Here is a 12,043-nt window from a genome sequence, read left to right on the forward strand (position 1 = left end):
ACCGCGTCATGAGGTGGTCCGAGACTGGCTGACTCCCGGGGTCGTCGGCAACACCGGTGTGCATCATCGGACGCGTCAGGGAGTTGGCGACGGAGACAATTGCTCGATGGGCGACGCAGGGGGCTTCGCCGGAGGGGGCAGGTCCGGGTTGTAGAGGCCGCGCAGCACCAATTCCCGCTCGCGATCATCAAGCATCAGCGCGGGCTCCCCTCCTCGGAGACCGACCATGCGGAGGCTGAAGCCCACGCCGTCCGGCGTCACGTGCACCCACAGCGCGCCTGGAATGAGCGGCGCGGGACGCGACTCCTCCGACTCCAGCCACATCATCTGGACGGGCACGGCACGGAACGCACGGGTGCGGAACTGCTCGTGGTTCGGCCCCGCCACCTCGAGCGCCTTGCGCCAGGACGCTTCATCCGTGGGCGCCTCGCCGTGCGACTGGAGCTCCTGCACCATCGACAGGTGGACCCGCCGCGCCACCCGCAGGAGGGACAGGTTCGCCACTTCTTCCGAGCGCGTCTCCTTGAGCGGGCGCCCATCCCCCGCGCCCACCGCGCCCACCACGGACACCAGCACGGTGGCCGAGGCCCAGAGCGGCGCGGACTTCCCCCGCGCCAGGCCCCAGACGAGGCGCAGCCCGCTCACCACCGCCAGCAGACCACCGGCGAGCAACGTCCAGCGCGGCGGCGGGCCGGAGTGGAACGACTGGCTCAGGACCTGGGCCAGGTGCCGCCACTCAGGAAGCGAGACGGCGATGACGCCCGCCGCCATCGCGAGGAACACGACCGCGTGAAGCAACCGCAACACCAGGGACGACGGCGCCCCCACTTCGCTCCGGGTCGTCACGGGAACGGCAGGTTCAGCACGAAATAAAAGGAGTCGTAGTAGATCTGGTACGAGCGCATGAACAGGTCGATGACGTTCGACTGGACGTCATCCGTCCAGCGGACCTTGACCGACGCGCCGATGACGAGCGCGACGACCAGCACCCAGTTCAGGATGGAGTATTCGACCATGGCCTGCCCACGTCGGGAGGCGCGGAGGCGCTGCGTCTTGGGGAAGTTCATGGGGCTTTCTCCGAATCGGCGGGGTCCTTGGGGGCGTCCATCGCCGGAAAGTCCGGGAAGACGCGGTCAGCGTACTCCAGGCGGATCTTGGGCGCGGAGGGGGGCGGTAGCACCATTCGAGGCTTGGCGTCGATACCGTACTCCGCCACCTCCATCGAATGGGCGATGCCCGGAATCTCCATTTTCGCCATCTGCATCAACGGAATCTCGCGGCTGATCCACATCCGCTTGATGACGGTCTTCTTCACCACCACCTCCACCGGAACGACTGTCACGGTGCCCGCCAGCGTCATCACCCGCATCTCCTTGCTGGTGCGCAAGACGGGCTTCATTCCCGCCGGCAGGGTGACCTTCGCGTCCTCCGGATCCACCACCTTGTCGTCCTTCTCCTGCTGGTCCATCTTCTTCAGGACGTGGCCCAGCGCCTCCTCCGAGTACTCCTGGGGACGGTCCGTGGCCCCGCCCACGAAGAGCCGGGAGATGGCGTCATAGCGGATCTGCTCGCCCTCGCGCGCCACCAGCATGCGCATCTGCATGAGGGGTGACTTCATGGCCGGATGCGTGCCCGCCTCCATCTCCACCCACACCGCGTCGCGGCCCTGCTTGTCCTTCTCCTCCCCCACCACCGCCATGCGCCAGTAGTAGATGCGCAGGCCCCCCGCGCCGCCGTCGAAGCGGTACGTCACCCAGTCGCCCACGCGCGCGCTCCGGGCGCCCCGGGACAGATGGGACATGACCTCACGCGCCGCGGGGCTCTCCTCCGCGCGCGCGGGCGCCGCCATCAGCACCACCGCGATGACGGCCCACGACGCCCTCATTTGCCCGCTCCCTTCGCCGCCTTCGCCTTCGTCTTCTGCTCCTGCTCATAGGCTTCGCGGCTCGCGCGCACCGCGTCGTTGTTGGGCACTCCGTCCGGACGGTCCGTGCCCACCCACGTCTGCATGACGGTCGACATCCCCTCGTCCACCTGGGCGATGGTCGTCATCACCTGCTCTCCCTTGCGCGCGTGCTCCATCGTCACCTGCGTGCTGCCCCCCACCTTCGTCGCCGTGCTGCGCACCGGCTCGAAGCCCTGGCGCGTCAGCTCCGCCCCCACCCGCTGCTGCACGTCCGACAGGTCTCCCGTCACCAGCGACGTGCGGTTGCGCGAACCACCCGGGTCGTCCCGCGTCTCCAGATCCTGGCTGTAGAGCGTGCCCTCCAGCTTTATCAGCCCGGACGGAGTGGACTTCGGGGGGCGGGTCCACAGGTCGCGCAGCGCCGTGAAGCCCACCGTCTTGCCCAGGTGCGTGCGCAACACCACGCCCCGCTGGAGGCCCTCTCGCGTGAAGAGCGCGGAGACGACGGCCTCGTCCTCCAGGTCGCCCTCCACCACGGTGGGGTAGCCCTCGTCGCGCCACTTCTGCGCGAAGTAGGCCGCCACCTTCTTCATGGGGTCCGTCGTCGTGAAGTAGGCCAGCCGGTAGTACTCGCCCCCGATGATGAGGTCGTTGCCGATGCGCGTGTGGATGGTGCCCGGATAGACGGGCACCTCCTGCTCGGCGAGCGCCGGCCAGACGGCCAGGAGCGCGAAACCGAGCAGGAGCCGGCGGGCCACCACGTTACTGCTCACAACGAATCTTGTTGTCCTGCTCATCCTTGTTCGTCGCCTCTTGGGTGGCGTCCGGATCCGACGGGTCGTCGGCCATGGCCCTCTTGCACCCCATGAAGTGCGGACCGCGCGCCAGGAACACCTTGATGTAGTTGCTGTCCCCGTAGGTCATCTCGTCGCGGAACGGCGCGGTGTCGAAGCAGTCCGGCCGGTCGTTGTCCAGCAAGTCCCTCATCGCATGCAGGCCGCTGCTGGCGGCGCCGTCATAGCCCGTGAGGCCGTTGCAGTTCCCCTTCTGCTGGGGATCGATACCGTAGTTTCGCGCGACGACAAAGGTGCCGAAGAAGTTCGGCAGGAAGCTCCCCAGGAAGTCGAGGATGCCGCCGACACTTCCATCCAGGGCCTTCGTCAGGCCGAGGAACACCATGCGCTCCACCTGCACGTGGAGGCCGTGACGGTCGCTTCCCGAGCGGTGGTTGCCTGCTCGCCTGTCGCGAACCACTGCATCACCGCCGTCCGGCATGTGCCAGCCGTTCGCGTACATCGAGAACTTCGACCGCAGGGGGACGCTGGACAGGTTCTGGCCGCCGAACGTGTCCGACTTGAAGAAGCCGCCAGGGCCGGAGTTCTCGTCGAGGTAGCTGCGGGGGATGATGACGTTGTCGAAGTTCATCGTGACTTCGGACTCGACCCAGCCCTTGTTGTTGAAGCCCCAGCCGTTGAGCACCGCGCCCGCGCCCCGGTTGAGCATGCTCAGCACCCCGGCACCCAGGCTGCCACCCTCGCCCGTGCTGCCAGGGTTGCCCAGCATCCCGGACTCGAGGAAGGGAATCTCCTTGTTGGTGATGGTGCCCTGCACCGAGCTGTAGCGCGCGATGAACGACCCAGCGGGCCCGTTGGGCTCCACCGAGTCCATGTCCTTGAAGCGCTCGAGGAGCTCGGTATGCGCCTCCTGCCGCGCGTCCTCGAACGCGGCGTCGTGGTCGCCCTTCGCGAAGTCGGTGAGCGTGTAGCTGGTCATCTCCCAGACGGCGTAGTGCGCCATCTCCTGGAGCTTCAGCTTCGCCCGGACCAACTCCGTCAGGTACATGCTGAACATCAGAATCATGACGAGCAGCGGCACGGAGAGGGCGAACTCCACCGTGGCGGCTCCGCGACGAAAACTCTTTCGGGACATGGGGGTTCTCATCGCGGTCCTCAGTGCGTCATGACCTTCGGGGCGAAGCCCTGGAGCGCGCCAGGCAGCGCGTCCAGCATGGACCCGACCACCGGAAGCTGGTTGCGGCCCTGGTACACGGACGCCAGACGCGGACGCCAGTACGGGTTGAAGAAGTTGGGCTGCTCGGTCCAGTTGCCCGGCCGGTGGTAGTAGCTCTGGCCGCGGGAGATGACGTTGAGTCCCTCGGTGAGGCTGAGGAACTTCTTGCGGTTGTTCAGCAGTTCCAGGCCCTCCGAGTCCGGCGAGAAGGCGAACTTCACCTTGCCCTCGTCATTGAGCAGCGCGGGCGCGTTCGACCCCGTGCCGTCCGTGTTGGCCTTGTTCACGACCTCTTCCGGAGACTTGTTCAGCGCCACCCAGGCGGAGGGCTGGTTGAAGTCCATCGTGCGCTTGGCCATGGCTGCCTTGTCCGCGTTCGCCATCGGATTGCAGGTGCTACCGCCATACTGACCGGGCTCGAAGTGCATGAACGGCGTGACACCACCCCAGGGGTGGTTGCCGTCCTGGGCCGGGCGCACGTTCGCCGTGTAGACGTCCACCTTGAACCAGCAGATGATCAGCTTGAGGACGCAGATGTTCTCGGTGTGGACGCCCACCTCCCGCTCGACGCCCCTCGGCGCCGTGTGGTTGCGCCACCCCTCGCTGTTCTGCGGGTAGTGCACGCGCCAGTGGACGCCACCCTTGACGCCGCCGGTGTCCGTGTCGTTCAGCGCCCAGACGCTGGGCTTGACCGTGTGACGGTACGGCAGCTTGATGCCGCCCTTGTCGTTGAGCCCCTTGCGGTTGTCACCGAAGCAGCGCGTGTACGGGTCCTTGTTGTTGCAGGACAGCGGGTTGTCCGCCTTGCCCACGCCCACGTCGACTTCGGCGGGGCCGAGCTTGAGCCAGTACAGGTCGTCCGCGCCCATGTTGTCGCCCTGAGCCGTCATGCCCCACGGGTTCAGGTTGTCATTCCAGTCACGGATGAAGTTGCGCGAGTCGATGATTTGCCTCGACGAGGGGAACGTCGCGGACAGCATGCGCGTCTGCCCCATCTTCTTGAACTCCATGATTCCGGGGGCATTCACGCCGTTGTTCAGCATGTCGCGCAGGAAGCCGAGCGCGTCCGGCAAGGGCAGGATGTCTCCCAGCTCGCGCGAGGTGGTGAAGCGCTCGGGGCACATGCCGCCGTCGCGATCACACGCGTAGCGGGTCGCGTTGGTGATGCCGCCCATGGACCGCTTGACGCGGGCGATGTCGTCGTTGCGCTGGTACTTCGTCACGTCCAGCGCGCCGAAGGGGTTCTTCCACGTGCCCGGGTTCAACGGCTTGCCGCCGGCGTGCGCGCTGTGTGCCTGGCTGAAGAGACATTGGCTGTAGAAGCCCGTCGCCAGCTGGCTGGCCATCGAGTTGAGGTTCTTGTCGTTCGCGTCCAGCACCCCCTGCGCCGTCTGAATCACGTGCGTGGTGGCCGACATCATCACCGCCTGGGACATGAAATACATGGCCCCGTTGAGCACCCGATGCGCCGGCACCATGTACTTCCCCAACCATTTGTCGGGGTTGGCCCCCTTCAAGAGGCGCTGAAACGGCTGGAGGAAGGCGGTCTTGTACAGGGTGATGATCTTGTTGATCGCCTTGATGACCTGCCCCACGTACGGAATCACCTCGAGGATGGGACAGAGGACGATCCACAGCTTCTTCCTCTTTCCGCCACACGGGTTGAGCGTCTTCATGAACCCGAACAGGTCCGTGAAGAACGCCTCCGCCGAGTAGATGAGCGAGATGAGCGAGTGCCACATCATCGCCGACACGTAGTGGGAGACCTGCGTGCGGTTGGCGTACGCGTAGAAGTTGAACGCGCGCGCCTCCATGGCGGCCATGGAGTAGGCGGCGGCGTCCGAGGTGTTCTGCAGGCGGACGCGCTCGTGAACGGTGTGGCCGATGTTCACGGTGGTCAGCACCGCGATGGACATCACCAGCACCATCAATGCGGCCAGGATGAGGGCCTGGCCCTCCTGGCGCTGGAAGCTCTGTCGGAGGATTCGAGTGAACATGGTGCGTGCGTCCTCTTACAGGCCCCAGTCGGGGTTGAGGTGCATGATCCACTTGCGGTGGAAGTTGGACTGCATGCGCATGGTGTAGGTCGCGGACAGGGGTATGAAGTAGCGCTTGCCCACGAGGCTGGAGACGAGCGGGATGCTGCCAGTGGCCAGGCCCCAGAGCACCCACATCTCGGCGGGATACAGGGAGTTGTAGCCCTGTTCGTGGTCAATGCCCTTGGCCATCGCGGCCAGGGGCGTGAGGTTGCCACCATCCGCCATCATGTTGGAGCGGGGGACGAGGGTGGCCCGGTCGATGGCGCCTCGCAGCGCCACCTGCGCGTTGGAGGCGTACCACGCGGTGAAGATGATCCAGTTCGCGAACGGAATCTTCATCTCGTAGAAGTAGCGCAGGCGGATGGTGAGCCGCGTCGCCTTGCGGTAGACGAGCTCGGAGTCATCCGGCTCCGGCAGGTTGAAGAACTTGCGGATGTTGTTCTCCAGCGACGGCACCTCCGGGAAGCTGTCCGCGCCGTCGAAGTCCAGCTCCTGCCAGTTGTAGCCGGTGCGCAGCTTCCAGATGGTGTCGATGGGCGTGAAGTACGCCGGGTTGATGGTGTCCACCCGGATGAGGCCGAACAGGTTCGAGCCGTTCACCGTCCGAGGCACCACGCCGCCGCCGAAGTTCAGCGTGCGCATCGCGGAGTCGTAGATTTGATGGATGGCGAAGGTCTTCGCCAGATTGCCGATGTCGTCGGTGCGGCCCAACGTGGGAAGCAGCGCGACGATGGCCGCGTCATGCATGCGCTCGTTGTTGCCGTTCCACACGACGCCGGCGCGCGCCGCCTGATACGCGGCGTACTCGGTCATCAGCTTGGCGTGCTGAATCAACGTGAGCTGGATGATGCCGAGCGTCATGAAGACCGCCAGCGGCATGATCATCGCCGCTTCGACCATGGCCTGACCGGATTGCCGGCCTGCCGCCCCCCGCGGCCGCGATTCCTGTTCCATTCCCATGGTGCCATTATCTCGATCAGCGCCCACGAGACGCATCGGTCAAATGGCCAGCTCCACCTGCCTACACCCTCCCATTTACTGAAAAATCGCGGGAGTTTACGGCGCGGGCTGAGAATCCACCGCCGGTGTTTCACCTGAGCCTGGCTCACGGCTCAGCCGACGACGGGCCGCCTGAGCCGCGCTGGAACCCGGGGCTTCCGTCAAAACCTGATTACACGCGGCCAGCCCTTCCCGTCTATGCCCGAGGGCCAGCTCCGCGTCGCACAGGCGATTGAGCAACCCCAGGCGTTCGGCGCTGGAGGCCCCCGCGTCCAGGGCGAGTCGCAACAGCCTCGCCTCCTGGTCCCGGTCTCCAGTCCGGTTCGCGGCCTGGGCCTGAAGCGACAGCTCCGCCACGGACAGCCCCGAGGACCGCTCCTCGGCCTCGGCCTCGGCACGGCGCAGCGCCGACGGCTCGGGCATGGGCAGTTGAGCTCTCGCGGGAGCCTTCGCCGGCTTCATGGTGGACTTGGCACGGGTGGTGGGCGCCTGTGCGAAGTCATCGCTCGCGCCACCGGACGGCGGAGCCACCCCACCCCGGCCTCCGTAGGAGCCTGAAGGCGCGGGAGCGCTGGCGACAACACCCTGGGCCATGGGCTCGGTGACGGCTTCCAGCGCCGGCGCTCCGGGCCCCTCATCCCACGTTCCCCCCTTCGACGAGGCGCCGTCGCTGTCCTTGACCGACTCCTTCTTGGCGAGCGCGCCCCCCAGTCGAAGAGGCTCTTGGGGAGGACTCGCGGGAGCGGGGGGCTGCGACAGGATGGGTGCCCCCTCCGCGAGGGCCTCCTCGTCCAGGTTCGACACCTCGCGCTGGGCCTTCTCGGCGGGCTCGGTCTTCGAAGCGGACGGCTTGCCGCGCATGACCTCCGCGCTCGTCATCTTCTTCGACTTCAGCTCATCGGAGCGGCTCCCGGTGCCGAGGCCGCCGCCGCTGCCCGCCATCTCCCAGCCCTCCGCGCGCCGGGACTCCTCGCTCCGCGACTTCCGCACGTCCCTGGCGCGGGAGTCCGCGGCCCCGCCAATCGTGTCGGCGGGAGGCGGCGGCGCTTCCGCGACGGCCTGGGCCGGCGCGACGGCGGAGGGAGGCACGGGCTTCGGCGCGGGAGCCATCGAGGGCGAGGCCTTGCTCGACTGCACCTCCGCCGCCGCGAGGTTGGGCCGCGTCAGCTCTGGTGACTGCGCGTTGAGGGTGAGGATGCCCAGCGTGCCCACCGAGGCGAGCCCGACGACGGGCAAGAGCCACCGGCGCCAGCGCGACGGCGTGGGAGCGGGCCCGGCGGCGGCGCGGCGCGCGGACTGCTGCGCGTACGCCAGGAGCGACTCCAGCCCCGCGTCGGGCGCGGACTCCTCGGAGAGCTGGGACATGGTGACGCGCACGCCGCGGATGTCATCCAGGGCCTGGGTGCAGCGAGCGCAGCCCTGGAGATGCGACTCCACCACCTGGGCCTCCGGGGCGGGCAGCTCGCCATAGGCGAAGTCGAGGAGCCGGTCCTCGTGCGCATGGAGATTCTGCGGCTTCATCCCACCACCGTCCTTCCATCGTCGGCGAGATCGCCATCCACGCCCAGCTCCGCCAATCGGCGGCGCAAGCCGTCGAGCGCATAGCGCATCCGGCTCTTCACCGTGTTCTCCGAGACACCCGTCACGTCGGCGATATCCTTGAAGGGGATGCCGCTGTACTCACGCAGGATGAACACCTCCCGCTGCTCCTCGGGAAGGGAGGCCAGGGCGCGCTCCAGCAGGGGCCGCAGGCGGGCGTTGTACGCGCCCCGCTCGGGACTGGCGCCGGAGTCCGGCAGCGCCTCCGACAGCGGGCGGCCTTCCTCCCCGTCCACACCACTCACTGGAGACTCCAGGGACGTGGCCTGGCGGTAGCTTTCCTTGCGCGCGCTGTCCACACAGAGGTTCCTCGCGATGGTGTAGACCCAGGTCGTGAACCGGGCCTTCGCCTGATATTCGCCGGCGCTGCGTACCACCTTCAGCCATGTCTCCTGCAGCACGTCCTCCGCCCGTGCCCGTTGCCCGACGAAGCGCAGGATGAAGTTGAACACCGGTGTCCGGTGCCTTCGCACCAACGCCTCGAACGCGCGAGCGTCCCCCGCCTGGAAGGCGAGCATCAATCGCTCGTCTGAGGTCTCCGGTCCCAACTCTCCCCCATCGCTCGTGGAGCCACGTTCACTCCGGCCCACCCTCAACCCGTGCCCTCTTAACGGGCGACGGGCCACCAGGGTCTAATCCGGACGTGGCTTCCGGTAAGTGGCGAGAATGACAGGGAGCGCGACGGCTGTCACGAGCGCCGCCTGTGCCAGCAGCACCCCCGGCAGGGGGCGCTGGACGTGGACGTACAGCGAGCGGCCGAGCGCCATTCCCAACAGGACCCCCGTGGCCGTCCGCACCGCGTTGGAGCCCGAGGCCGGGCGGAAGCGCCCCACCGCCCAGTCCACCAGCGCCGGCAGCGTGAGCAGCAGCACCGCCGGCACATCCCAGGCCCACGCCAGCGGCGCGCGCGCGATGAAGAGCCCCACCAGTGTGGCCATCAGCACCGGATAGGTGCCCAGACATCGCGCGCAGACGCGGAGCCCACCGAGCACGTAGGTGCGGTTGTACTCATCCGGATGATGGTGACTGAGCCAGAACACCGTCGGCACCTCCGGACCGCGGGGCGGTCGATGATTGCTGGGACTCCCCTTCCGCCAGGAAGCACGCGGCGAAATGTCCGGAGCCCAGCGGATACAGCGGCGGCGACTCGCGGCGACACCGCTCCATCGCGTGCGGACACCTCGGGTGGAACGTGCACCCCGGCGGTGGCGCGAGCGGCGAGGGCGGCTCTCCAGGGACCAGCAGGCGCGTACGCGCCCGCTCGGGGTCCGGCACCGGCACCGACGCGAGCAGCGCCTGCGTGTACGGATGACGGGGGCGGCGGTACAGCGGGGCCGACGGTGCCAGCTCCACGATCCGCCCCAGGTACATCACCGCCACCCGCGTGGACACGTGCTCGACGATGTTCAAGTCGTGCGCGATGAACACGTAGGTGAGGCCGCGCTCACGCTGCAGGTCCACCAGCAGGTTGACGATCTGCGCCTGGATGGAGACGTCGAGCGCGCTGATGGGCTCGTCGGCCACCACCAGGTCCGGCCGCAGCGCGATGGCTCGGGCGATGCCAAGCCGCTGACGCTGGCCTCCGGAGAACTCATGCGGATAGCGCCCCAGCGCCTCGCGCGGCAGCCCCATGGCATCCAGCAACGCGGCGACCTCGCGCTCCCGTTCGCCCGGCCCCCGTGCGAGGCCGTGGATGTCGAACGGCTCGCCCAGGATGTCCCGCACCGTCATGCGCGGGTTGAGCGAGGCGTACGGGTCCTGGAAGACGAGCTGCATGCGACGGCGCAGCGGCCGGAGTCGTCTCTGGGACAACCCGGTGACGTCCTGCCCATCGAAGTGGATGGAGCCCGCGGTGGGAGGCACCAGACGCAAGAGCGCGCGCCCCAGGGTGCTCTTCCCGCAGCCACTCTCCCCCACCACGCCCAGCGTCTCGCCCCGGAAGACGTCGAACGTCACGCCGTCCACGGCCTTCACCGCGCCGCGCACGCGCCCCAGCCAGCCCCCCCGCACGGGGAAGTGGACCTGGACGTCCTTCGCCTGGAGGAGCGGCTCGGCGCTCATGACGCGGGCACCGGATGGTGACACGCCGCGAGCTGTCCGCCGCGCTTGCGCTCCAGCACCGGCGTCACGCGCGAACACTCTTCTCGCGCACGCTCGCACCGCTCGCGGAACGCACAGCCCGACGGCAGCTTCCCCAGGGCGGGCACCATGCCGGGGATGGCGCGCAGCCTCCGCCGAGGCCCCTGAGGCCCTTCGCTCACCTCGCCCCCCAGCGACGGGAGCGAGCGCAGCAGGCCCGCGGTGTAGGGATGCGCGGGGCTCGCGAACAGCTCGCGCACCGGCGCGTGCTCCACCACCTTCCCCGCGTACATCACCACCACCGTGTCGCAGCTCTCCGCGACGACGCCCAGGTCGTGGGTGATGAGCATCACCGCCATGCCGCGCTCGGCCTGCAGGCGCTTGAGCAGATCCAGAATCTGCGCCTGGATGGTGACGTCCAGCGCGGTGGTGGGCTCGTCCGCGATGAGCAGCGATGGGTCGCAAGCGAGCGCCATCGCGAGCATCACCCGCTGCCGCATCCCGCCCGAAAGTTGATGGGGCCACGCGTCCACGCGCTCACCCGGAGCGGGGATGCCCACCTGCCGCAGCATCTCCACCGAGCGCTCCCGCGCCTGCGAGCGCGAGGCCCCCAGGTGGAGACGAACGCCTTCGGAGATCTGCTCGCCCACCGTGAAGACGGGGTTGAGCGACGTCATCGGCTCCTGGAACACCATGGCCGCGTGGCGTCCGCGCACCCGCCGCAGCTCTTCATCGGAGAGCTTCAGCAAGTCGCGGCCCTGGAAGAACACCTCGCCCGCGGCCACTCGCACCGGAGGCTGGGGCGCGAGCTTCAGCAGGGACAGCGCGGTGAGGCTCTTGCCGCAGCCGCTCTCCCCCACCACGCCCAGGGTTCCGCCGGGAGGCACCGCGAAGGACACGCCGTCCACCGCGCGCACCCTGCCCTCGTCCCGTGCCAGCTCGACGGCGAGCCCTCGGACCTCCAGCAGGGACCCGTCCCCCGAGGGCGACGCGCCGGGCGTCACTTCTTCGCCAGCTCCTCCAGGAACTCCACCTCCTGGATGAGCCCCTTGCGGATGAGCAGGCGGATGAGGCTGGCCACCATGCGCGCGGGCTTCACCTTCTCCGTGTCCAGCACCGCCTCGTCGCCCCGGGACATGCGCTCCAGGTCGTCCAGGATGGCCAGGTCGTCATCGGAGAAGTCCGGCGTCGGCGTGAGCGCCAGCGCGGGCAGCGAGCCCTTCGCGGCCCCACCGAACATCACCACCGGCACGCGGGGCTTCTCCTCCTCGTCCGCCTCGAAGATGGGCGGAGGCGGCGGAGGCGGCCGGGCCGCGGCGGGCTTCACGCCCAGCAGATCATCCAGCGCATCCCCCCCGGGCCCCTGCCGCAGGGCTTCCGCGGGCGGAGGCGGCGGCGTCCCGGGCCGACG

12 protein-coding genes and 1 pseudogene are annotated in these 12,043 nt (G+C 68.3%); all 13 read right to left on the reverse strand.

The annotated features are described in order from the left end of the window. Nucleotides 1-75 precede the first annotated feature (75 nt). Nucleotides 76-846: a hypothetical protein gene (locus tag HUW62_RS22195; protein ID WP_163864818.1), complete on the reverse strand. Its 771-nt coding sequence runs from the start codon at nucleotides 844-846 to the stop codon at nucleotides 76-78. Continuing rightward, entirely contained in the window at nucleotides 843-1,067 is a 225-nt protein-coding gene (locus HUW62_RS22200; RefSeq protein WP_163864817.1) for a hypothetical protein, read from the reverse strand. Before HUW62_RS22200 ends, HUW62_RS22195 begins: the two co-directional genes overlap by 4 nt. Continuing rightward, nucleotides 1,064-1,885, reverse strand: a complete 822-nt coding sequence (locus tag HUW62_RS22205; protein WP_163864816.1) for a hypothetical protein — start codon at nucleotides 1,883-1,885, stop codon at nucleotides 1,064-1,066. The genes HUW62_RS22200 and HUW62_RS22205 overlap by 4 nt, the downstream gene beginning before the upstream one ends. After that, nucleotides 1,882-2,664, reverse strand: a complete 783-nt coding sequence (locus HUW62_RS22210) for a hypothetical protein (RefSeq protein ID WP_163865132.1) — start codon at nucleotides 2,662-2,664, stop codon at nucleotides 1,882-1,884. The genes HUW62_RS22205 and HUW62_RS22210 overlap by 4 nt, the downstream gene beginning before the upstream one ends. Nucleotides 2,665-2,668: 4 nt before the next feature. Further along, nucleotides 2,669-3,835, reverse strand: coding sequence for a TadE/TadG family type IV pilus assembly protein (locus tag HUW62_RS22215; RefSeq protein ID WP_240356283.1), 1,167 nt, complete (start codon nucleotides 3,833-3,835; stop codon nucleotides 2,669-2,671). A gap of 20 nt (nucleotides 3,836-3,855) precedes the next feature. Then, nucleotides 3,856-5,913 carry a Tad domain-containing protein gene (locus HUW62_RS22220; RefSeq protein WP_163864814.1) on the reverse strand — a complete coding sequence of 686 codons (2,058 nt, stop codon included), beginning with the start codon at nucleotides 5,911-5,913 and terminating at the stop codon, nucleotides 3,856-3,858. A gap of 15 nt (nucleotides 5,914-5,928) precedes the next feature. Beyond that, nucleotides 5,929-6,915: a TadE/TadG family type IV pilus assembly protein gene (locus HUW62_RS22225; RefSeq protein WP_163864813.1), complete on the reverse strand. Its 987-nt coding sequence runs from the start codon at nucleotides 6,913-6,915 to the stop codon at nucleotides 5,929-5,931. A gap of 96 nt (nucleotides 6,916-7,011) precedes the next feature. Then, nucleotides 7,012-8,475, reverse strand: coding sequence for a zf-HC2 domain-containing protein (locus tag HUW62_RS22230; RefSeq protein ID WP_163864812.1), 1,464 nt, complete (start codon nucleotides 8,473-8,475; stop codon nucleotides 7,012-7,014). Continuing rightward, a complete protein-coding gene (locus HUW62_RS22235) occupies nucleotides 8,472-9,143 on the reverse strand; it encodes an RNA polymerase sigma factor (protein ID WP_163864811.1) in 672 nt (223 codons plus the stop codon). The genes HUW62_RS22230 and HUW62_RS22235 overlap by 4 nt, the downstream gene beginning before the upstream one ends. A gap of 42 nt (nucleotides 9,144-9,185) precedes the next feature. Beyond that, on the reverse strand, nucleotides 9,186-9,593 hold the full coding sequence (locus HUW62_RS22240; protein ID WP_163864810.1) for a DUF2085 domain-containing protein: 408 nt from the start codon (nucleotides 9,591-9,593) through the stop codon (nucleotides 9,186-9,188). Beyond that, a complete protein-coding gene (locus HUW62_RS22245) occupies nucleotides 9,562-10,614 on the reverse strand; it encodes an ABC transporter ATP-binding protein (protein WP_176435545.1) in 1,053 nt (350 codons plus the stop codon). Before HUW62_RS22245 ends, HUW62_RS22240 begins: the two co-directional genes overlap by 32 nt. Then, nucleotides 10,611-11,636, reverse strand: coding sequence for an ABC transporter ATP-binding protein (locus tag HUW62_RS22250; protein WP_176435546.1), 1,026 nt, complete (start codon nucleotides 11,634-11,636; stop codon nucleotides 10,611-10,613). Before HUW62_RS22250 ends, HUW62_RS22245 begins: the two co-directional genes overlap by 4 nt. Next, nucleotides 11,633-12,043 (reverse strand): annotated as a pseudogene (locus HUW62_RS22255) (hypothetical protein); the annotation flags it as partial. The pseudogene HUW62_RS22255 and the gene HUW62_RS22250, both read right to left, overlap by 4 nt.

Source organism: Myxococcus sp. AM011 (assembly GCF_013372595.1).
Classification (GTDB): Bacteria; Myxococcota; Myxococcia; order Myxococcales; family Myxococcaceae; genus Myxococcus; species Myxococcus eversor.